Annotated in this window: 21 protein-coding genes and 1 tRNA gene; 6 read left to right on the top strand and 16 right to left on the bottom strand. The window is 66.6% G+C overall.

Annotated elements, in window-relative coordinates:
* The first annotated feature begins 73 nt into the window (after window positions 1–73).
* Window positions 74–709, top strand: coding sequence for an RAD55 family ATPase (locus tag GO488_RS10435; protein ID WP_162317768.1), 636 nt, complete (start codon window positions 74–76; stop codon window positions 707–709).
* Here GO488_RS10435 and GO488_RS10430 read toward each other — a convergent pair.
* Together GO488_RS10430 and GO488_RS10425 are read right to left on the bottom strand one after the other, a co-directional pair.
* Entirely contained in the window at window positions 706–1,740 is a 1,035-nt protein-coding gene (locus GO488_RS10430; RefSeq protein WP_162317767.1) for a phosphoribosylaminoimidazolesuccinocarboxamide synthase, read from the bottom strand. The genes GO488_RS10435 and GO488_RS10430 overlap by 4 nt on opposite strands.
* A gap of 34 nt (window positions 1,741–1,774) precedes the next feature.
* The gene (locus GO488_RS10425; RefSeq protein WP_162317766.1) at window positions 1,775–2,680 is read right to left on the bottom strand and encodes an NAD+ synthase; all 906 of its coding nucleotides are present in this window, start codon (window positions 2,678–2,680) and stop codon (window positions 1,775–1,777) included.
* A 133-nt stretch (window positions 2,681–2,813) separates the two neighbouring features.
* Between GO488_RS10425 and GO488_RS10420 the strand changes: the two genes are divergently transcribed.
* Window positions 2,814–3,833, top strand: a complete 1,020-nt coding sequence (locus GO488_RS10420) for a sodium:calcium antiporter (RefSeq protein WP_162317765.1) — start codon at window positions 2,814–2,816, stop codon at window positions 3,831–3,833.
* A gap of 97 nt (window positions 3,834–3,930) precedes the next feature.
* Window positions 3,931–5,280: a 7,8-didemethyl-8-hydroxy-5-deazariboflavin synthase subunit CofH gene (gene cofH / locus GO488_RS10415; protein ID WP_162317764.1), complete on the top strand. Its 1,350-nt coding sequence runs from the start codon at window positions 3,931–3,933 to the stop codon at window positions 5,278–5,280.
* 182 nt (window positions 5,281–5,462) lie between these two features.
* Here cofH and cofG read toward each other — a convergent pair whose 3' ends face one another.
* From cofG to GO488_RS10390, 5 genes are all read right to left on the bottom strand, one after another.
* Complete coding sequence (gene cofG / locus GO488_RS10410; protein WP_162317763.1) at window positions 5,463–6,569, bottom strand: 7,8-didemethyl-8-hydroxy-5-deazariboflavin synthase subunit CofG; 1,107 nt, start codon at window positions 6,567–6,569, stop codon at window positions 5,463–5,465.
* A gap of 33 nt (window positions 6,570–6,602) precedes the next feature.
* Entirely contained in the window at window positions 6,603–7,208 is a 606-nt protein-coding gene (cofC, locus tag GO488_RS10405; protein WP_162317762.1) for a 2-phospho-L-lactate guanylyltransferase, read from the bottom strand.
* Window positions 7,208–7,990, bottom strand: a complete 783-nt coding sequence (locus tag GO488_RS10400; protein WP_241692927.1) for a hypothetical protein — start codon at window positions 7,988–7,990, stop codon at window positions 7,208–7,210. Before GO488_RS10400 ends, cofC begins: the two co-directional genes overlap by 1 nt.
* A complete protein-coding gene (locus GO488_RS10395) occupies window positions 7,962–9,146 on the bottom strand; it encodes a tubulin/FtsZ family protein (RefSeq protein ID WP_162317761.1) in 1,185 nt (394 codons plus the stop codon). Before GO488_RS10395 ends, GO488_RS10400 begins: the two co-directional genes overlap by 29 nt.
* Window positions 9,147–9,381: 235 nt before the next feature.
* Complete coding sequence (locus GO488_RS10390) at window positions 9,382–10,284, bottom strand: complex I NDUFA9 subunit family protein (protein WP_162317760.1); 903 nt, start codon at window positions 10,282–10,284, stop codon at window positions 9,382–9,384.
* Between the two features lie 121 nt (window positions 10,285–10,405).
* Here GO488_RS10390 and tmk point away from each other — a divergent pair, with 121 nt between their 5' ends.
* Window positions 10,406–10,999, top strand: coding sequence for a dTMP kinase (tmk, locus tag GO488_RS10385; RefSeq protein ID WP_162317759.1), 594 nt, complete (start codon window positions 10,406–10,408; stop codon window positions 10,997–10,999).
* A gap of 2 nt (window positions 11,000–11,001) precedes the next feature.
* On the opposite strand, the gene GO488_RS10380 is transcribed toward tmk, so the two are convergent.
* Entirely contained in the window at window positions 11,002–11,322 is a 321-nt protein-coding gene (locus GO488_RS10380) for a DUF7991 family protein (protein WP_162317758.1), read from the bottom strand.
* Window positions 11,323–11,366: 44 nt separating this feature from the next.
* Window positions 11,367–11,597, bottom strand: coding sequence for an Lrp/AsnC family transcriptional regulator (locus GO488_RS10375; RefSeq protein ID WP_162317757.1), 231 nt, complete (start codon window positions 11,595–11,597; stop codon window positions 11,367–11,369).
* Between the two features lie 108 nt (window positions 11,598–11,705).
* Between GO488_RS10375 and GO488_RS10370 the strand changes: the two genes are divergently transcribed.
* Window positions 11,706–12,392, top strand: coding sequence for a potassium channel family protein (locus tag GO488_RS10370; RefSeq protein WP_162317756.1), 687 nt, complete (start codon window positions 11,706–11,708; stop codon window positions 12,390–12,392).
* Between the two features lies 1 nt (window position 12,393).
* The gene (locus tag GO488_RS10365) at window positions 12,394–12,624 is read left to right on the top strand and encodes an Lrp/AsnC family transcriptional regulator (RefSeq protein ID WP_162317755.1); all 231 of its coding nucleotides are present in this window, start codon (window positions 12,394–12,396) and stop codon (window positions 12,622–12,624) included.
* Window positions 12,625–12,784: 160 nt separating this feature from the next.
* On the opposite strand, the gene GO488_RS10360 is transcribed toward GO488_RS10365, so the two are convergent.
* The 7 genes from GO488_RS10360 to GO488_RS10335 form a co-directional block, all read right to left on the bottom strand.
* On the bottom strand, window positions 12,785–13,297 hold the full coding sequence (locus GO488_RS10360; RefSeq protein WP_162317754.1) for a DUF5813 family protein: 513 nt from the start codon (window positions 13,295–13,297) through the stop codon (window positions 12,785–12,787).
* Between the two features lie 66 nt (window positions 13,298–13,363).
* A complete protein-coding gene (locus GO488_RS10355) occupies window positions 13,364–15,376 on the bottom strand; it encodes a PAS domain-containing protein (protein WP_162317753.1) in 2,013 nt (670 codons plus the stop codon).
* Between the two features lie 499 nt (window positions 15,377–15,875).
* A tRNA-Leu gene (locus GO488_RS10350) sits at window positions 15,876–15,960 on the bottom strand.
* A gap of 40 nt (window positions 15,961–16,000) precedes the next feature.
* The gene (locus tag GO488_RS10345) at window positions 16,001–16,342 is read right to left on the bottom strand and encodes a ferredoxin (protein WP_162317752.1); all 342 of its coding nucleotides are present in this window, start codon (window positions 16,340–16,342) and stop codon (window positions 16,001–16,003) included.
* Between the two features lie 57 nt (window positions 16,343–16,399).
* A complete protein-coding gene (locus GO488_RS19665; RefSeq protein WP_164509637.1) occupies window positions 16,400–16,576 on the bottom strand; it encodes a DUF7501 family protein in 177 nt (58 codons plus the stop codon).
* Between the two features lie 410 nt (window positions 16,577–16,986).
* Window positions 16,987–17,763, bottom strand: coding sequence for an MOSC domain-containing protein (locus tag GO488_RS10340; protein WP_162317751.1), 777 nt, complete (start codon window positions 17,761–17,763; stop codon window positions 16,987–16,989).
* Between the two features lie 46 nt (window positions 17,764–17,809).
* The gene (locus GO488_RS10335) at window positions 17,810–20,173 is read right to left on the bottom strand and encodes an amino acid permease (RefSeq protein WP_338401341.1); all 2,364 of its coding nucleotides are present in this window, start codon (window positions 20,171–20,173) and stop codon (window positions 17,810–17,812) included.
* Between the last annotated feature and the right edge of the window lie 89 nt (window positions 20,174–20,262).

Here is a 20,262-nt window from a genome sequence, read left to right as displayed (position 1 = left end):
GCTCTTTGTACGGGAAGTCCGAGGCCGTAGACGACGCGTTACAATACCCCAACGGCTGCGACTGTCGTCAGCCGTGTCACAGACGACCGACCGCTATCGAACCGGTATCGCCCCGCTCGACAGAGAGCTCGGCGGCGGGATCCCGGCGGGGAGCATCGTCGCGCTCACCGCGCCGCCGGCCAGCCAGTCCGAGCTGTTGCTCTACGGGATGGCAGCGGAACAGCAGACCCTCTATCTCACCGCCGAACGGACGACGCTGTCGGTGCGGACGGCGATCGAGGACAGCGGCTGCGACCTCACGCGCGTCAACGTCCACGCGGTGGACCGCGACACCCCGCTGACGGACGCCCTCGAATACGTCCGCCGCTTCGACTCGGCGTCGGTCGTCGTCGTCGACCCGATGGACGTCATCGAGCGGCGCGACCCCGCACAGCTCAGGGAGTTCCTCGTCACGCTCCGCGGTCGCTTGCTCGAAACCGGGAGCGTCGCCGTCCTGCACTGCCTCGATGGCGGAGACGTGCCCGAACAGCGCGACCGGACGCTCTACATGGCCGACGCCGTCTTCGACTTACGGACGCGCGTCGACGGCGAGCGGGTCGAGAATCGGTTATCGGTCCCGAAGTTCCGCGGCGGTCCGGCGCTGACCGAGGCGATGCGACTGGAACTCACGGAGCGGGTCGTGGTCGATACGAGCCGCGATATCGCCTAGAAGTCCCGGACGGCGTCGACGGCCTCGGGAAGCGGCGGGGCGTCGAAGACATCGCCGCCAACGTAGGCGTTCGTCCCGGCGCAATAGAGGTCGCGCACGGCCGCGACGACGGAGTCGTCGAGCGGTTCCGGCGAGCGCTCACAGAGGGATTTCCAGTCGGCGACGTTCTCCTCGTTCGCCCGGCGCTTGGCGTCGCTGACGGCGTCCACCCACTCGGGTTGGGTGTGTTTGTGATACTGGCGGACGACCTCTTTCGAGACCTGCTGGCCGTCGTAGGAGAAGCGGTTCTCGTCGAAGGTGCCGACGACGTCGGCGACGCGGACCTGGCCCTCGTGATAGAGGCACTCTATCTTCCCGTCCTCGTGGACGAGGTCGGCTTCCGCGGCCTGGTCGGTGACGATGTGGTTGACCGCGAGCGCGAGCTCGGCCAACTGGTCGATGTCCGCCGCGCCTGCGATGCGGTCGGCCTCCTCGCGGGAGAGATAGCGGTCCTGTTCCTCGTACTTCGTGGAGAACTCGACGATGGGTTCGTCCAGGTCGACGGGTTCGACGGGCCACTCGTCGTACTCCAGTCCGTGGTCGCTCGGGGTCGTGCGCGACCGCAGCGAGGAGCCGACCGGGACGCGGTTGCGGAAGACGACTTCCAGCGGGACGAGGTAGTTCTGCCCGGCGTCGTCGTGGAACGCCTCGTAGTCGTACGCTCCGTCTTCGAACGGGAGGTCGGGCACCTGCGTCAGCGAGATGACCATCTCCGACGGCACCTCGCCGGTCGAGAGCGCCTCTCCGAGGTCCAGCACCTCGTCGCCGACACCGACGCGGACGCCCTCGTAGTGGGTCGGGATGTGGTTCTCCTCCAGCAGCTGGAAGTTGAACGCCCCCATCGAGCACAGCGAGGCCCCCTTCTGCGGGATCTGGTCCGGCATCTTCCCCCAGTCGAACACCGAGTAGTCGTCCGTGAACACGAACGCCCCGCGGCCGAGGTCCGTGGCCGTCGCGGGTTCGTCTACGCGAAACTCCTTGACGCTCGTCATTGGCGTCGCTTCGCATGGGGGGACAAAGACGTTTTCACTTGCGACTGAACGAGGAGGGCCGGCGCGACCGACCGGAGAGCCCCGGCGTCGGCGGGACCGCTCGCTTGTGCGCCGACTGTCGGTACATTCTCGCCAGTCGTTCGGCCGTCTCCGAATCCAGATCGAGCCCCTCCGCGGCCGCCGCGGTCGGGAGGCCTCGATCGACGAGACGTTCGAGGAATGGGTCGATGGTCTCGTAGGGCGCGCCGAGGTCGGCGGCGTCGGTCTGGGCGGGGTAGTCGCCGGCGGTCGGTTCCGCCTCGACGATGCGCTCGGGGACGCCGAGGTGTTCCGCGAGGTCCCGGACCTCCGTCTTGTAGAGGTCGCCGAGCGGACAGAGGTCCGCCGCGCCGTCGCCGTACTTCGTGAGGTAGCCCAACAGGAGTTCCGAGCGGTTCGCCGTACCGAGGACGAGGCGGTTCGTCCGATTGGCGGCGTAGTACGCACACACCATACGGAAGCGAGCGACGGCGTTGCCGAGCGCGCGGTCGACCGTCGGCGTCGTCTCGTCCGTCTCCTCGGGGTCCAGTAGCGGGGCGACGCTCTGGTCGAACTGGTGGAGCAGCGGTCGGAGGTGAACGCGCTCGAAGTCGATGTCGAGGTGGTCCGCGACCGCCCCGGCCTCCATCGCCGCCGAGGCGTCGGTCTTGTGACAGGGGAGGGCGAGGCCGAGAACGCGGTCGCTCCCCAGTGCTTCGACGGCCAGCGCTACCGTTACCGTCGAATCGAGCCCGCCGCTCATGGCGACGACGACGCCCGCTGCGCCCGCCGCTTCGACCCGATCACGGACGAACGCGACGAGCGCCGACTCGACGGCTGCCGGGTCGTCGGTCGGTGTCGGGGCGTCGCTACCCGAATACTGCACGTCACCGTCTCGGATCGAACGATTGTTTCCTTCCATTGGAGAGAAGAACCGAACGGTGACATATACGACTGGTCCTTAAACAATTGATTGACTATTCCCGTCTGCCAATGTGTTGGTATCCGGCCGCACAGAAAACCCTCTTTGTTCCGGGCGACGTGGCGACGGCCACATGACCGCGAATCTGCTCGTCGAGGGGGCCGTCATCCTGTTGGCGACGGGGGCGATATGGAAGGGCAGCGACTGGCTGGAGACGGCGAGCGAACGGCTCGCGGCGCACTACGGCCTGCCGGAGGTGGTCCAGGGGGCGATAATCGTCGCCGTCGGGTCGAGCTTTCCGGAACTCGCGACCGTCGTCGTGGCGGCGCTGGGCGGATCGATGCCGCTCGGCGTCGGCGCGATCGTCGGGTCGGCCATCTTCAACGTCCTCGTCATTCCGGCCGCGGCGGGCATCGCTACTACCGACGACATCGAGTCGAACCGGACGCTCGTCTACAAGGAGGCGCAGTTCTACATGCTCGCCGTCTCGGTGCTGCTGATCACGTTCGCGCTCGCGGTCATCTACTACCCCGGCGAGGCGGCGCTCTCGGGAGCGGTCACTCGGCCGCTGGCGCTCATCCCGCTGGCGCTGTACGGTCTCTACGTCTTCATCCAGTACCAGGACACGGCCGACCACGAGGCCGAGGGGAGCGGGGCCGGCGACGTGGCCGTCGGCCGACAGTGGCTCTACCTCCTGGCGGGGCTGGCGGTCATCCTCGTCGCCGTCGAGAGCCTCGTTCACTCCGTCGAGGTCATCGGGCGGGCGATCGGGGCCGACGAGTTCCTGCTCGGCGTGACCATTCTCGCCGCCGCGACGAGCCTCCCCGACACGCTCGTCAGCGTCCGCGCCGCTCGCGATAACCGCGGCGTCGCCTCGCTGGCGAACGTCCTCGGGTCGAACACCTTCGACCTGCTCGTCGCGATCCCGATGGGCGTGCTCATCGCCGGCGTCTGGACCGTCGACTTCGCGATGGCGGTCCCGATGTTCGGCGTCCTCACGCTGGCGACGATTCTGCTGTTCACCGCCCTGCGGACGGACCTCGAACTGAGCGGCGCGGAGTCGTACGCGCTGCTCGGCGCGTACGTCCTGTTCGTCGCGTGGGTCGTCGCCGAGACGGCCGGTCTCGGCGTCGGTCTCCTGCCCTCGGAGTGAGCCGGACCGCGGCGAGAGACCCGTCGAACCGGCCGATCGCCGCCAGGCTCGCCGCCGACCCACACGCTTTTGGCCGTCGTCGTCGTCCGATAGACAAATGTCGGACGCCTTCGACGCGCGACAGCACGGCGGGGAATTCGACTTCGCTCACCGACCGGCGACCGACCAGTCCTTCGAGAACGCGCTGGCCAAGGCCCGGAACGGCGAACGCCTGACGGTCGACGACGGCGTCGAACTCATCACGACCGGGACCGACCGCGCGGGCATCGACGACCGCCGGAAGGAGCTGGTCTTGGAGGCCGCCGACCGGCGGCGCGCCGAGGTGGTCGGCGACGAGGTGACGTTCGTCGCCAACCTCAACAACAACGTGACGACGGCCTGCAACACGGGCTGTCTGTTCTGTAACTTCAAGGACCGCTCCGAGCAGTTCCGCAGCGACTATCAGGAGGAACACGGCGGCTTCACGAAGACCCCCGAGGAGTCCCGCGAGATAGTCGCCGACGCCGTCGAACGCGGCATCTACGAGGTCACGTCCGTCTCCGGGCTCCACCCGGCGCTCGCGCTGGACGACGAGCATCTGGAGATACTCGAAGCGAGCGAACGGGGCGACCTGAACTACCGGCCCGCGAGCGAGTACGACACCGACCCGGGGACCTACGCGGAGCAGATCCGCGCGATGAGCGTCGACGGCGTCCACGTCCACTCGATGACGCCCGAGGAGGCCTATCACGCCCGCCGGGGGACGGAGTGGTCCTACGAGGAGGTGTTCGAGCGGCTGCGAGAGGCCGGCCTCGACAGCGTCCCAGGTACCGCCGCCGAGATCCTCGTCGACGAGGTCCGGGAGGTCATCTGTCCGGGCAAGATCGACAGCGGCGAGTGGGTCGAGGCGATGGAGGCGGCCGCGAACGTTGGGCTCGACACGACGGCGACCATCATGTACGGCCACGTCGAGAACGCGAGACACCGCGTCATGCACCTCCAAACGATACGGGAGCTACAGGAGCGGACCGGCGCGATCACGGAGTTCGTCCCGCTCTCGTTCATCCATCAGGAGACGCCGCTGTACGAGCGAGACATGGTCGAGGGAGGGGCCAGCGCCGACGAAGACGAGCTGATGATCGCCGTCTCGCGGCTCTTCCTCGATAACGTCGACCACATCCAGTCATCGTGGGTGAAATACGGCGACGAACGGGGGCTGAAGATGCTCAACTGCGGCGCGGACGACTTCATGGGGACTATCCTCTCGGAGGAGATCACCAAACGCGCCGGCGGCGGCTACGGGGAGTTCCGCTCGGTGCGGGAGTACGTCGACATGATAACCGCGCTCGGTCGGACGCCCGTCGAGCGCTCGACGGACTATCGCCAGCGCCGGGTCGTCGATTCGGACGCCGACGTCGTGGGACCGACGCTCGGCCCGAAGGCGGACGGGACGCCGCTGTTGGAGTGACGGCGTCGTCACTCCGGGATCTTCTCTCGACGGTAGAACCGAGCCGGCCACCGACTGGTCGTGACCGACTCGAAACGGCGTCGCACCCGGGAGAAGCTGTCAGAGGCACGTCCCGGGTATGCAAAATATTGCGGGTGGGACCGGTATATACGTACCACCTAGACAGCTAGGCGGACGGCCGCTCACGCGTCGGCCGGGTTCTCGCCGCGGGCGAGTATCGACCGAAATCGCTCGCCAGCCGGGGTATCGGCGTCGACGGCGTCCTCGATCGGGGCCGAGAGCCAGCCGTCGTCGACGAAGCGTTCGTACACCGGGAGGCGCTCGACGAGCGGCACGCCGGCGGCGTCGGCGACCGCCTCTAACTCCCGGAGGGCGGGCCACTCGTACTCGGGGTTGATGTGGTCCACCGTCACCGGCGAGACGCCGCCGAGGTCGTCGACACCGCAGTCGGTCAGTTCGCGGGCCGGGGCGAGGTTCGGCGGCACCTGCACCGAGACCTCGTCGGGGAGACCCGCGCGGGCCATCGCCGTCACGCGGCGCATCGTCCCCAGATCGGGCGAACCGCCCCGCCAGCGCTCGTTCTCGGCGACGGGCTGGACGATGACCTCCTGTACGTGGCCGTAGCGCTCGTGCAGTTCGGCGATGGCCAGCAGGCTCTTCGCCCGATCGGGCCACCCCTCGCCGATGCCGACGAGGATGCCGGTCGTGAACGGGACGCCGAGTTCGCCCGCGGTTCGGATCGTGTTCAGTCGCTGTCCGGGATTCTTCGCGCGCGGGCCGCCGTGGGCCCGTACGTCCGCCGTCGTCTCCAACATCACGCCCATCGAGGCGTTCAGGTCCGCGACCGTCGCCATCTGCTCGCGGGTCTGGTCGCCGGGGTTGGCGTGGGGAAGTAACCCCTCCTCCAGCGCGATCTCACAGGCCTCGCGGAGGTACTCGTGGATCGTCTCGTGGCCGTACTCGGCCAATTGGTCGTACATCGCCGTATAGCGGTCGTCGGGGTCGTCGCCGAAGGTGAACAGCGCCTCCGTACAGCCGGCGTCGGCCCCTCGCCGGCACGTCTCGCGGATCTCCTCGGGGGACATGAGGTTCGCCTCCCCCGGCGGGTCGTAATAGGTGCAGTAGGTGCAGGTGTACCGGCAGGCGGTCGTCAGCGGGACGAACACGTTCCGGCAGTAGGAGAGTTCGTCGGCGGGCCGGACGTGGGTCGGCCTCGTCGTCAGCAGGCGCTCCACGTCCGCGTCGGCGATGGCAAGGTCGATGTCGTACTCGTCGGCCCCGGGAATCACGTGCGCCGTTCGACGCTCCGCGGTGAAAAGCGTTCACTCGCGCTCGACGCCGACGCGACCGCCGTCGAACGCCAGTTCGAAGCCCGCGTCGGCGAGCCACTCGCCGGCCGCGCCGTCGCCGTGTAACAGCACCTCCGCGAGGTCTGCCGGTTCGTCGATGTCCGTCGCCAGTAGGCGGGAGTCCACCTCCGCGAGGTCCGCTCCGGTCTCCGCGGCGATGCGGCGGTGGTCCCGGATCGACGCGCCGTGGTAGTCGACGCGAAAGTCGGGATGGCGGCAGACGAAGGCGTTCGTTCCGCCGCCCAGGCCGGGCGCGAGCACCACGTCGGCGTCGGGCGCGAACAGCCGCTCGACGGTCTCGGCGGTAACGAGCGGCAGGTCGGCCATCACCACCGTCAGCGGTCCCGCCGAAAGCAGGTCGTTGACGAGGGCGTCCAGTCCGCGGTCGTCGACCGTCACCGGCGCGTCACAGTCGATCGGTGCCGTCGAGACGACTTCGGGGTCGTGGCCGGCGGCGTCGAGCGCGCGCAGCACGTCGGCCAGCATCGCCTCGGTGAACTCGCGGCGCTCGTCCGGGGAGAGAACGGGGGAGAGTCGCGTCTTCGGGTCCGACCCCGAGACCGGGACGACGACGCGCATTACAGTTTGCTGTAATCGTCGCCCTGGGACTTAGTGTACAGGACGTAACCGACGCCGAGGAGGACGAGGAGGGCGACGAGCCCGCCACCGGCCAGCAGCAGCGTCTTGGTGGTCTGCTGGCTCTGTTCGGCCTGCTGAGCCGCGCTCTCGGCGTCCTCGGCGAGATTCCGCGCGTTCTCGAAGTTGTCGTTCTCGTAGGAGGAGACCGCGCTTTCGAGGAGGTTCTCGGCCTCCTGGTTCCCACCGGCGTTATCGATGGCCCGCTGGGCGCTGTCGATCGCCTGTCGGGCCTCTCTGCTCTCCTTCGTGTAGTGGTGGGCCGTGCTGTTCTGGAACGTCTCCTCGTTGTTCCCGCTCACGCGCGTGAGTTCGGCGACGGTGTACTGCTGCGGCGGTTCGTAGGTGTAGTTCGTCACTTCGGGGGCCGTCCCGGTGAGCTGCACCCGCACTTCGTCGCCGTTGTTGTCGATGTCCAGCGCCCTGCTGAAGTTCTGGCCACCGTAGGTCGTCTGGTCGACCTGACTGCCGGCGCGGAGCACCGTCACGGTCCAGCTCACGTCCCGCAGTTCCGTCCGCCCGCGGAGCGTCCACTGGTTCGACGTCCCCGTGAAGGGGTCGTCGATGGTGTAGGTGACCGACACCTCGCTGCCGACGGCCGTCTCCTCGGGGACGCCCTCCGCGGAGACGGAGAAGGCGCTCGCGGTGCCGGCGACGGCGAGGAGGCCGACCACACACAGGAGGACGACGGTTCCCCTAGAAGAGCGGATCGAGTTCATCCTCATCGTCTTCGACCAGGTTCTGTAGGTTGCCGTCGCTCTGTTCGCGGATGTCGTCGATGTTGTCCTGCGCCTCGATGGCGACCTGCTGGAGCTCCTTGATACGTGGGACGTTGTGGACGCCCGCCAACAGGATCGAGGCCGCGACCTTCGGGGAGTTGGTCGGGTAGTCCCCGCCGCGGACCTCCATCGACCCCGTCTGCTCCTCCAGCCACTTCCGCCCGCGCTCTATCCCCTTCCGATTGAGGTGGGCCGGCGGCCCGGCCATCACGAGGAGCGCGCGCTCCGCGCCCTCTATCTCGCAGGGCAGGGTCAGTCGACCGAGCGCCGCCTTCCGGACGAGAGACGTGATTCGGTTGGTCGTGTTCGCCGTGTCCAGCCCGTCGTCGCCGCCGTCGTCGCCGGTGAATCGGGAGAGGAGTCCCCCGCCGCCGCCGGACGTGACCTCGACGTCTTCGGAGGCGTACCCGACCGTCGAGACGCCGCCGCCGTCGAGCGTGTTGATGATCTCCGAGGAGTCGACGACGCTCTCGGCGATGTTGTCGCCGGCCTCCACCTCGCCGGCCCCGAACAGCACGCCGAAGCGGCGGACGATCTCCTCGTTGATGTGGTCGTAGCCGCCCTCGACGGACTCGCCGGTCTTTCGCCAGGCGTCGTTGTCGAAGACCATGAGGTTGTCCACCTCGCGGACGAACGTCTGGAACGAGCGGGCGGCGTTCAGCGTGTAGATGCCGCCCTCGTCGCTGCCCGGCAGGACGCCCAGGCCGTAGACGGGCTCGGTGTAGATGCGCTTGAGGTGCTTCGAGATGACCGGCGACCCGCCGGACCCGGTCCCGCCGCCCAGCCCCGCGACGACGAGGAACGCGTCGACCTCGTGGACGGGGATGTTGTCGATGGCCCCCTGCACCTCGTCGATGTCCTCTTCGGCGATCTCCGCGCCGAGTTCGTTGTCCGCGCCCACGCCGTGGCCCTTCACGCGGGCCTGGCCGATGAGCACTCGATTCTCCTCCGGGATGTGTTCCAGTCCGAGCAGGTCTGCCTTCGCCGTGTTGACCGCCACCGCGGAGCGGACGATTCCCGAGTCCGTGTTCCGGTCGTACTCGAGGAATTTGTCCACGATTTTGCCGCCGGCCTGCCCGAAGCCGATCATCGCGAGTTTCATGATTAGGTCTTCCGCTTAAAAGGGGTAAGTAGGATAGTGCCTATAAGTTTTTTCCCCAAATATCACCGCTGAAAGTCCCACTCAGGAATGAAAATGGGGCGAATAGACGGTGAGAACGCCCGTTCGGCCGCCAAAACCACGGAATGCTGCAGTTCGTGACTGTCGGGTAGAACTGGTGACCGAAACGAAATGATAGGCGAAGTGAAACGTCACCGGTGCGATTACCGCGCGCGACCTAGCGCACGCCGAGGTAGTCGCCGAACGTCCGGAACTCGCTCACGTCGTAGCCGAACGCGTCGACGTCGTTGTCCCGCGGCGTGTTGTCGAAGTCCAGCCCCTCGTACTGGTCGCTGCCCATCGGGAAGCCGAGGCTCCCCAGCACCGGGAGCCCGACCTTCGCCAGCTCCATCGGAAGCGGGACGATCGTGATGGACTCTCCCTCGCTCTCGTAGACGAGTTCCGTCGCCTCCCGGAGCGAGAGGACCTCGGGACCGCCGACCTCGTATATCTGCCCGACGTGTTCGTCGCTCTCCAGCGAGTCGGCGAGTATCGGCGCGAGGTCCTCGACCCAGATGAGCTGGAAGTGCGCCTTCCGACCGCCGCCGGGCAGGGGATACAGCGGCACGCCGGGGGCGAAGATCTGCTTGAGCCGCTTGGTGAAGTAGACGAACTCGTCGCCCTCGCCGAAGACGATCGAGGGCCGGAAGATCGTCCAGTCGAGGTCCGAGCGCTCGACGGCTTTCTCGGCCTTCCCCTTCGCCCGCAGGTAATGCGTCGGGCCGTTCGGGTCCGCACCGAGCGCGCTCATCTGGACGTATCGGGAGACGCCGTGTTCCTCGGCGGCGCGCACCGCGTTCTCCGTCCCGCCGAGGTGGACCACCTCGTGCATCTCGTCGCCGCCGTCGGGCTTGAACAGCGGCGTCAGCGCGGGGAGGAAGAAGACGGCGTCCTGTCCCTCGAACGCGCCCTCGATGCTGTCGTAGTCGGTGACGTCGCCCTCCTTTCGGGTGACGCCCGTCGGCAGGTCGGCGTCGTGAGGGTTCCGGGACAGCGCGGTGACCTCGTGGTCTCGATCGTCGAGTTCTCGACACAGATACTGGCCGACGAAGCCGGTTCCGCCGACGACGAGTACGTCCATACTCGAACGCTCGCCCGGACGCCTCCTAAAAGTACGCCGCAACCAGTTTGGGAGTCAGCAGGGAACGGCGGTTCTACCGGGGGTCCGAGGCGCTTACGTGCCCCCGCGCCGACGCTCGGGTATGCTCGTCACGCTCGAAGGACTCGACGGGAGCGGGAAGACCACGGTCTGGGAGCGGCTACGGGCCGACGACGCCCTGCCGCCGGATGCGACGTTCACCCGCGAGCCGACCGATAGCTGGTACGGCGAGGCCGTCCAGCGCTCTATCGACGACGGCGACGCGGACTCCGTGGCCGAACTGTTCCTCTACACCGCCGACCACGCCGCCCACCTCGCGGAGACGGTCCGCCCCGGCCTCGAAGACGGCGGGCTCGTCGTCTCCGACCGCTACTCCGACTCGCGCTATGCCTATCAGGGCGCGACCCTCGCCGAGACCGACTGGTTCGAGGACCCGCTCGATTACGTCCGCGAGGTCCACGCGCCGTGGACGCGCCCGCCCGACCTGACGCTCTTTCTCGACCTCGACCCCGAGACGGCGGCCCGGCGCAGCGGAGTCACGAACAAGTTCGAGACGGCGGACTACCTGGCGAACGTCCGAGAGAACTACGACCGTCTCCGCGAGGACGACCCCGAGCGGTTCGTCGCGGTCGACGCCACGGCCGACCCGGACGCCGTCTACGACCGGGTCCGAGCGGCCATCGTCGAGCGGCTCTGAGCTCAGTTCGTCGAGGTGGGGAGTTCGACGTCGTCCGGCGCGGGCATCCAGACGTAATCGAAGGTCATCCCGACCGCCAGCGGCACGACGATCGTGAGGAAGACGACGAACCCCGGACCGAGCGTGAGGTCGCCGCCGAACCCGAGCGTCGCCAGCACCATGAACAGGACGAACATGGCGACCGGACACAGCAGTATCGAGTAGAGCAGCCCGCCCCAGCGGGTGTTCATCCGTACCCGGAAGAATCGGGTCATGAGCGCCGTCACGGCGCTGTTCGCCAGCACGATGACGAGCAAGCCCACGAGTCCCACGACGCTGACCATACGGTCGTTACGACGGCGACGCTCTTTGCGGTGTCGGAACGGCCTCACTCCAGACAGATGTACGTCCGCGTGTCGGCGACGCCCTCTAAGTCCCGCACGCGCGTCGCCACCGACTGCATCACGTCGTACACCTCGTCGCCGCTCGCCTCCGCGATGATGTCGTACTGCCCGGCGACGATGTGCGCCTCGGTGATGCCCTCGGACTGGCGCACCGCCTCTAAGAGTTCGTCGGACTTGCCCGCCGCCGTCTTGACCATGATGAACGCCGTGACCATACTGTGCGATGATGTACCATGCCACCAAAAAGTTTCCCGCGTTCGCCCCTTCGCTACCGGTCCGTCCGTCGGGATACTTTTATTCATCCCCGTGTCTTACGACTGGACATGCGATTTGTTATCGTGGGTGCAGGCCGCGTCGGCCTCCGAACCGCACGCGTGCTGCAAGAGAGCGGACACCACGTCGTCCTCATCGAACAGGACGAGGGAGCCGTCGAGCGGGCCCAGACCGCCGGCTTCGAGGTCATCGAGGGCGACGGCGCCATCGAGGACACGCTGTCGCTCGCCGACCTCGACTCGGCCGACGCGGTCGGCGCGCTCACCGGCGACCTGAACGACAACTTCGTCGCCTGCATGATCGGCAAACAGCACGGCTGTCGAACGGTCATGCGCATCGACGAGGACTACCGCGAGGAGATCTACAAGCGCTACGCCGACGACGTGGACGAGGTCATCTACCCCGAGCGACTCGGCGCGATCGCCGCGAAGAACGCGCTGTTAGGCGGGAACATCCGCGCCGTCGCGGACGTGGCACAGAACCTCCAACTCGTCGAGTTCACCATCACGGACGCCTCGCCGATGAACGGCTACTCCCTCTCGGAACTGGAACTGCCCGCCAACGCCCGGCTCCTCGCCCACGGCAAGGGCGAGACCGCGCTGACGATTCCGGACCCGGACGAGACGCTCGAAGAGGGCGACCACGTCGTCGTCCTCGCGGGCTTCGACACCCTCGGCGACGTCCGGAGCATCGTCGCCGGTGAATCCGGCCGCGCGACCGCACTCGGAGGTGCCTGAGATGGTCACTGCATACATCATGGTCAAAGCCCACACCGGCGACGCCGACCGTCTGAAAAGCGAGATCGAAGCCATCGACGGCGTGCAGGAGGCTCACATCGTCGCCGGCGACGTCGACCTCATCGCCAAGGTGAGCGTCGATACGCCCGCGGAGGTCAAGGACGTCGCCGCGACCCACATCCAGGACATCGAGGGCGTCGAGAGCACGCAGACGTACATCGCCATGGACTAAATTTTACTGCGTCGGGTTTCCTCGCGTCGCGGTGCGACGCTGCGGGAACCTCTCCTTGCAAAATTTAGTACAAAACTCCCGGGCGCTCGTTTCACTCGCGCCCGGCGAACCGCCTCGCTTCGCTCGGCGGATGCGGGTGCTACGAAAACGTCCCGGTGATCTACAGCGGCGTTCCGCCGCGCGTCCCCTCGCTGCCGCCGGTGCTCGCCGAGTCCATCAGCTCGGCGACGGTGCCGACGTAGTCGTAGCCGGGGACGATCCCCTCGACGTAGGTCCCCTCCACGTACTCGACGAACGTTTTCGCCACGTCGGCGGCCTGCCGCTCGCCGCCGAGGCTGAACCGGTAGGTGACGACGATTTCCTCGCCGTCGCGCTCGACCGCGTACTCGTCGAGTTCGACGGCGGTTCGCGTCGCCTTGGGCGCGTCTTCGAGGCGGCGCTCCAGCGTGTCGAACCAACCGTCACGAACGGCCGCTCCCACGTCGTCGGCCGTCGCGGCCTGTAACGTCGGCGCTCTGACCGTCACCTCGTAGTTCGTCTCCCACGTCTCGCCCTCGCTGGCGGTCACGCGACCGCTGAAGCTCGTCGTCTCGAGGGTATAGCCCCCGTCGCTCTCGGCGAATCCCTCGCGGCTCTCGAAGGCGTCGGCAACGTCCGGTGGAACGTCGGTCATTGGAACGCTATAGCCGTCTGCGCCGGAAAAGCGCGTCGTCTCGCCGAACCGCCCCCGACCGCGTCGTCACGTCCGCTGTTCCCGACCGACGCCTCGGAGTTCGAAGCGCGCGCCGCCCGCCTCGCTCTCGAGCACGTCTACCTCCCAATCGTACGCGGCCGCTAACTCGCTGACGAACGCCAGGCCGAGCCCGGCCCCGCCCCCGTCGGCCGCAGTCGTATAGCCCGCCTGGAACACGGTCTCGCGTTCGTCCGGCGGGATGCCCGCCCCGTCGTCTTCGACGTAGAACCCGGTCGGGAGTCCGCCCACGGTGACGGTGACGTCCGGACCGCCGTGCTGGAGCGCGTTCTCGAAGAGGTTCCGTAGGAGATGTCTGAGGTACGTCTCGTCGGCCGCGACCGTGCAGTCGCCGTCGGTCTCCAGGGTCCCGTCGGCCGTGTCGATCTCCTCCCAGACGTCCCGCGCGACCGGTAGGAGCCGGAGCGTAGTCCGGTCGCTGACCGCCTCCTCTCCCCGGGTCAGCACCAGCATGACGTTTATCATGTCCTCGATGCGGTCGAACGCCTCTTCGACGTACTCGACCGCTTCCGAGTCCGGCTGTGAGGAGAGCTGTTGCGCGTAAATCTGCCCGATCGCGACCGGGTTTCTGAGCTCGTGGGCGAGCATGCTGGCGAAGCTCTCCAGCCGCTCGTTCGACTGCTCCAGTTGCCGCTGATACGCCCGGCGGTCGGTGACGTCCTGTGACAGCCCCAGCGCCGCGAAGACCTCGCCGTCGTCGTCGCGGACCGGATGGAAGTGGAACTGGTACGTCTCGTCGCCGACCGACTCCTCGAACGCGGATATTTCGCCGTCGAGTGCGGCTCGGTAGCGGGGAACGACGACGTCCGCCAGTTCCGCCGGCAACGCGTCCCGGAGCAGTTCCCCCTCCAGTTCCGTTCTCGTCACGCCGGAGTCCCCCTCCGGCGTCCCGCCGAACGTGACGTACCGGAGGTCGCGATTCACCAACGCGACGGCCCCGTTCGGGAAGTTCTCGACCAGCGTCCGGTACCAGGACCGATGCTCTTCGAGTTCGCGTTCGCGCTCCTTCCGCGTCGTGATATCCGAGATGATCCCCTCCAGCAGCACCAGTTCGCCGTCGTCGTCGAAGATGCCGCGCCCGTGGCTCCTGACCCACCGTCGCTCGCCGCCGACGGTCTCGATGCGATAGGTGATGGAGAACGGCTCTCGGTCGGTGACGGCGGTCTGGGTCCCCTCCCAGACGGCTTCGCGGTCGGCGTCGACGATGACGTCCTCGCCCCACACGACCTCGTCGCGTTCGACCGCGTCGGGCGCGTAGCCCGTGAGATCGCGGCAGGCGTCGCTGACGAACTCCATCGGCCACCCCCGCTCGTTCCGGCACCGATACACCATGCCCGGGACGTTCTCCATGAGCCGCGAGAGCTGTTCCTCGCGCTCTCGAAGTGCCCGCGTCTGCGATTTCCGTTCGGAGATGTCGCGGAAGTACACCGACAGGCCGGTCTCGGAGGGATACGCGTTGATCTCGTACCACGCGTCGAGCGGCTCGGGATAGTAAAACTCGAACACGGTCGGCTCCTGTGTCTCCATCGCGGCGTGGTACTCCGATTTCAACTTCGAGTCCGCCGCCCACTCGAACACCTCCCAGACGTTTTCGCCGACCAGCCCTTCGCCCCGATAGTCGATGAGCTCCTCCGCGCGCTCGTTGACGTACGTGAACCGCCAATCGGTGTCGAGCGCGTAGAAGGCGTCCGAAATCCGGTCGAAGACGTCCCGCAGTTCGGTCGTGAGGTGATCGTGTCTCGCCTCCACGGGTAGCAACTCCTCGACCGCACCGAGGGACCGACTCTCCGTCGCGGGCCGCCACCACACTCGCTGTCCCGCTTCGACCGCCTTACTGCGGAGTTCGCCTCGCTCGACCAGTTCTTCGAGCCGGTTCCGAGCCGTGTCACGCTGACAGCCGAGACGGTCGGCGACCTCGCCCGCCGTCACGGGTTCCCGAGCCGCACCTGCGGCGTCACAGGCACCGAGCACGTCGTCGGGCGTGATTCGGCCGGGATTCATTTCCCTGCTTTCCGCGCGTGAGGGTTAAAAGTCCGTTGCAGGTCCAGACAAGGTGGCGGCCGTCGTGTCGCGGTATCGAAACCTACCGCTCGATCCCTCGTCGGAAGTCGCGAGGGATGGGATTCTCACTCGATGCCAGACTTTGCTTCGCTCGGTCTGCCGTAGTTCGAATCTCAACGGCTGCATCTGCGGCTCACGGAGTGTTCGCCGCAAAAGTGCGAGGGATGGGATTCGAACCCGAAGCAAATCTTCACTGCGTTCAGATTTCCGTGATTCGAACCCATCCGGACGATTCGGCGCGGCGCGGAGTTGCGCCGCGCACTCATGCGAGGGATGGGATTCGAACCGAAATCAGACGTGCTCGCTCTGCTCACGGCTACGCCGTTCGCTTCGCGGTTCTCGCTTCGCTCGAACCGCGCACCCGCTGCGCGCGACTGATAGGCTTCGAATCGCCATCGGTTAGATTTTCACGACTCTCACGTTCGTTCGAGTCGGAAAATGCGAGGGATGGGATTCGAACCCATGGACCCCTACGGGAGCGGGTCTTAAGCCCACCGCCATTGGCCAGGCTAGGCGACCCTCGCGCACTCGCCCCTCCACGCCGGAGGGGAAAACGGGTTTCGATTACCAGTCGACCGAGAGGGTGCCGTCGCCGTGGGGATCGGGGGCGATCTCCTCGTCGGTTCGGCGGTCGACGACGTGGATAACGCCGCGGTCCTTCTTGGCCGGACAGACCTCGGCGGCTCTGACGTTGTGGTCGAGTTCGTCCTCGCCGAAGAAGTACGTCTCGGGCTTCGCGATGCCGGTATCGAGATCCAGCGACCAGTTCTCGGAGACCTCGGCGCACTTGCCCGCGCCGAAGCACTTGTTGGCCTCGAAGATGAGCTTGTAGGGCTTCTCCTCGACGGGCGGACCGCCCTGTTCGCCGATCTCGCTCGGGTCGACTGGCTCGTCGGCCTCTGTCATGTCACGCGGTTTGTCTCGAACGACCTTTCGACTGTCGATTCCGCGCGGGCGAGCGACTCACCCGCTCCAGCCGCCCGCGACGTCGTCGGTGATGCGGCTTCGCCACGTGCCGAAGGCGGCCTCGCAGTCCGCCTTCTCCTCGATGTGTGCGACGAAGCCGGCTCCCGGCGAGTCCAGCGCGTCGTCACAGAACGGACAGCGGTTCGGGTCGCTCCACGTCTCGGTAGTGGACATACACGGCAGTCCCCATCGGTAGTATATAAATTTCGGCTGAAAGGACACATATTACTCATTATGAGATTATATACCACTAATACGATTATGACTGATTGTGCCAAGCTCGGGAAAGAGGCGGATAAGAGAGCGCTATCCAGTCTAGATCCGCTTTCGAGGTGCACAGCGGCTCTCTATACGCCCTAATATTCGTATATCGATATTATAATAACTCTCATATACCGCGAGTGGCTCTCATCCGGTAATGGCAACGCACCAGCGAACCGCGGTCGAATCGTACCGATGTCCCGAATGCAGCGACGTACTCATGATGGTCGACTCCCCCTGTGAGTGCGGATACGTCCCGCGACGGAGCGCCGACTGAGACTCGGCGCAACGGATGAGCGGGGCCTCGCCCCGCATCACTATCCTCACCTCAGCGTCGTTACGTCGTCGCCGACGGCGATCGTCTTTTCTCGGTCGGTCTCCGGAACGCGAGCGATGAGCATCAGCGTGTAAAAGTGGTCGAAGGCGTCCCGATCGGCCCATTCGGGGAACGTCTCGCGTCGACGTTCGACGAACCGTTCGCGGAACTCCGGCGTCGGTTCGCCGGTGTCCGGGTCTCGCTCGGGGACGACACAGCGACCGCAGGGGGTGACGCCCTCGACGCGAACGTCGCCGGCCTCGAACGCCGGGGCGTCCTCTCCGACGAACCGATCCTCCCAGAAGGCTTCGACGTCGCCGACCTCGATATTCGCGCGGAGGCGGCGGCGCGCCCCCTCGACGGTCACGTCGTCGAACCAGGACGCGACCGCTTCGAGGGTCGCCGTGCTGATGACCGACGGCCCCATCTCCCGCCGGTCGACGTGACCGAGAGCGGTGTCCCGGGCCAGCGTCACGTCGAGACCGAACACCTCGCCGAACCAGTCGGCGGCCCGCTCGCGGCCCGACGCGGTCGCCAGTTCGAACTGTTCGGCCCCGACGTTCGGGACGGTCACGTCGAGCGTTCGCGTCTCGGGGTCGTAGGAACTCTCGACAGCGTGGACGCGGTCGGTCCGCTTGCCGTTGACCACGTCGCCGTCGGCGTCTAATAGTGCGAACTCCCGGTCGTGGGCGAGCGTGCCGCCCGAGAGCACGCGCGAACGTTCCACGTCACGACCGTCCAGTGCCTTCACCGGGTAGACGGTGAGTCGCTCGATGTGTGCCACTGACCGGTCGAAGGCCCGCCGCGATGATAGCCGTTACCCACGCGGATCAGAAGCGCCGGAGCAACTGGCGGACCCGCGAAGTCACCGGCAGCGCTCGCTTGGCCATGATGACGGTTCCGTCGGCCTCTCGTCCGACCGTCTCCGGGATGTCCCCGAACACCAGCTGTTCGAGGACGCTCTCGCGGGTCGCCCCGATGATGGTCAGGTCGTGGTCGCCCGAGGCATCGATGATGGCCTCAGCGACGTCGTCGCTCTCGACCTGTTTCTGCTCGGTCTGCACGTCGTCGAGTAGCCGCGCCGTCTTGTCCAGAACGCGGTCGGACGCGACGGGCGTGCCCTCGCCGGGCGCGACGACGCGGAGCGTCGTGACAGTCGCACCAGTGGTGTGGGCGATGGCCCGCGCGACGGCGGCGGCGTACTCGGCGTGGGGGCCGCCCGCGGTCGGGAGGAGGATGGACTCCGGCGCGCCCTTCGGCCCGATTCGCTCGACGAGCACGTCGCAGTCGGCCTCCTTGACGACGGTGTCGACGGTCGTGCCGAGCACCGCGTCACGGCGACGCTGGAGGCGGCCGCGCCACCCCAGCAACACCGCGTCGGACCCATGCTGGGTCACGGTGTGAGTGATCGCCTCGTCGACGTGGTGACCGACCCGGACGATGCCGTGGACCGGCACGTCCTCGTCACCGCCGCCGGCGTCGACGGCCATCGCCTGTCTGAGCAGTTCGTGGCGTTCCCGTGCCGTCGCGCGCCCCTCGGAGAGCGGCGTCTGTTCGGGCAGCGAGACGACCGAGAGGACGAGGACTTCGCCGCCTCGATCGGCCGCGATGTCGCGGGCGGTTCGCATCAACTGCTCGACGTGGTTGGGGTTCGCGATGGGAACGAGGATCTGGTACTCCCGCCCGTCGGTGTCGGTCTCCTCGACGACAGTCGGCGTCTGCTGTTCGATTTCTGCCTCCGATGTCGACCCGATGAGACCGACCCACATGAGGACGCCGATACCTTCGGCGGCCAACCCGAGCGCGAACGCTCCCGGTTCGACGTTGACGATGAGGACGAGGTTCGCGATGATCGCGACAACTGGCACGTACGGCACTGCGGGGACGGTGAACCCGCGGTCGATGTCGGGGTACTTCTGCCGGGAGCGGATGATGGCGAAGTTCACGACGATGAGGCCGGTCAGCAGCATGAAGTCCGCGAAGTGGGCGATGGCCTCGATGCCCATGTGGAACTCGACGAGCCCCGTCTCGATGGTCGTCGTCCCGAACGCGAGACCGGGGAGGACGGTGAAGAAGAAGATGAAGAACGTGATCATCCCGCCGGTCAGCAACACCGACCAGTAGGGCGTGTTGAACCGCGGGTGGAGGTTCTCGAACCGGTCGGGGAGGTGGTCGCGTCGGCTCATCGCTAGTTTGACCCGCGACCCCGCCAGCACGGTGGCGTTAGCCGCGGACAGCATCGAGAACAGCGCCCCGACGATGATGACGTAGAAGCCGACGTTTCCCAGATAGAACGAGGCCGCATAGCCCATCGCCAGTTCGCCGTTCTCGGCGATGTACGACCGTGCGCCGGCCGCGTCGGAGACGTCGCCGACGACGTCGATGAGGAGGTCGAGGTACTCCGGGTTGTTGATGGCCAGCGTCACGACGAGGACGACCAGCGCGTAGACGACAGTGACGAACCCCATCGAGAAGAAGATCGCGCGCGGGATGTTCTTGCCCGGTTCCTCTATCTCTTCGGCGTTGGTCGCGATCGCTTCGAAGCCGAAGAACGTGATGAAGACCAGCGCGGACGTGAGACCGATATCGCGGTACTTCGTGAGGTTCTCCGTGACGGACTGTTGGATCGTGGTCGCACTGAACGCCTGCAGGCCGCCGTAGAGAAAGACGACGATGAGACTGACTTTCAGCGCGGTGACGGCGATCTGGAACTGGCCGGACTCCTCGGTTCCTTTCAGGTTCAGGCTCACGAGCAGGCCGAGGATGACGAGTCCGGATATCCAGAACGGGAGCGTCTCCTGGAGGCCCTGCGAGAACAGCGGGACGATGAAGCGGTCGAACCAGTCTGAGAAGGAGGCCAAGTAGAACGCGGCGCTGGCGGGGTAGCCGAGAATCATCGACCACCCGACGATGTACGTCAGGTCCGAGTCGAACGTGTTCGAGACGTACGCGTAGCCGCCGCCGGACTCGGGATATATCGAGGCGAATTCGGCGTAGGCGAAGGCGGTAAAGGACGCGACGACGGCCGCGATCACGAACGCGACGATAGCCATCGCGCCGACGTTGCTGACGGCGAGTCCCGATAGCACGAATATCCCCGCGGCGATCATCGTCCCGACCCCGAGCGCGACGGCGCCGACGATGCCGATGTCTCGGTCCATCTCCGTCTCGACGCTAGTCCCCTCTCGACTCACATCCCCTATCTGACTTCGACCGAGTATAAGACTTGGTGCCCGTCGAAATCCCGGAAAACGATAACGTTACGTGAAGGCTGGGAGAATGC

It is taken from the genome of Haloarcula limicola (genome assembly GCF_010119205.1).
Taxonomy (GTDB): Archaea; Halobacteriota; Halobacteria; order Halobacteriales; family Haloarculaceae; genus Haloarcula; species Haloarcula limicola.
This window is presented reverse-complemented; position numbering and strand designations above follow the sequence as displayed.

What these genes read in the sequence shown, in the direction of transcription:
- GO488_RS10400 (WP_241692927.1), bottom strand. Translation starts at nt 7,990, where the DNA reads ATGAGGATGAACTCGATCCGCTCTTCTAGGGGAACCGTCGTCCTCCTG.
- GO488_RS10380 (WP_162317758.1), bottom strand. Translation starts at nt 11,322, where the DNA reads ATGGTCAGCGTCGTGGGACTCGTGGGCTTGCTCGTCATCGTGCTGGCG.
- GO488_RS10345 (WP_162317752.1), bottom strand. Translation starts at nt 16,342, where the DNA reads ATGACAGAGGCCGACGAGCCAGTCGACCCGAGCGAGATCGGCGAACAG.
- GO488_RS19665 (WP_164509637.1), bottom strand. Translation starts at nt 16,576, where the DNA reads ATGTCCACTACCGAGACGTGGAGCGACCCGAACCGCTGTCCGTTCTGT.
- GO488_RS10365 (WP_162317755.1), top strand. Translation starts at nt 12,394, where the DNA reads ATGGTCACTGCATACATCATGGTCAAAGCCCACACCGGCGACGCCGAC.
- GO488_RS10355 (WP_162317753.1), bottom strand. Translation starts at nt 15,376, where the DNA reads ATGAATCCCGGCCGAATCACGCCCGACGACGTGCTCGGTGCCTGTGAC.
- GO488_RS10430 (WP_162317767.1), bottom strand. Translation starts at nt 1,740, where the DNA reads ATGACGAGCGTCAAGGAGTTTCGCGTAGACGAACCCGCGACGGCCACG.
- GO488_RS10425 (WP_162317766.1), bottom strand. Translation starts at nt 2,680, where the DNA reads ATGGAAGGAAACAATCGTTCGATCCGAGACGGTGACGTGCAGTATTCG.
- tmk (WP_162317759.1), top strand. Translation starts at nt 10,406, where the DNA reads ATGCTCGTCACGCTCGAAGGACTCGACGGGAGCGGGAAGACCACGGTC.
- GO488_RS10375 (WP_162317757.1), bottom strand. Translation starts at nt 11,597, where the DNA reads ATGGTCACGGCGTTCATCATGGTCAAGACGGCGGCGGGCAAGTCCGAC.
- GO488_RS10390 (WP_162317760.1), bottom strand. Translation starts at nt 10,284, where the DNA reads ATGGACGTACTCGTCGTCGGCGGAACCGGCTTCGTCGGCCAGTATCTG.
- GO488_RS10420 (WP_162317765.1), top strand. Translation starts at nt 2,814, where the DNA reads ATGACCGCGAATCTGCTCGTCGAGGGGGCCGTCATCCTGTTGGCGACG.
- GO488_RS10370 (WP_162317756.1), top strand. Translation starts at nt 11,706, where the DNA reads ATGCGATTTGTTATCGTGGGTGCAGGCCGCGTCGGCCTCCGAACCGCA.
- cofC (WP_162317762.1), bottom strand. Translation starts at nt 7,208, where the DNA reads ATGCGCGTCGTCGTCCCGGTCTCGGGGTCGGACCCGAAGACGCGACTC.
- cofH (WP_162317764.1), top strand. Translation starts at nt 3,931, where the DNA reads ATGTCGGACGCCTTCGACGCGCGACAGCACGGCGGGGAATTCGACTTC.
- GO488_RS10360 (WP_162317754.1), bottom strand. Translation starts at nt 13,297, where the DNA reads ATGACCGACGTTCCACCGGACGTTGCCGACGCCTTCGAGAGCCGCGAG.
- GO488_RS10395 (WP_162317761.1), bottom strand. Translation starts at nt 9,146, where the DNA reads ATGAAACTCGCGATGATCGGCTTCGGGCAGGCCGGCGGCAAAATCGTG.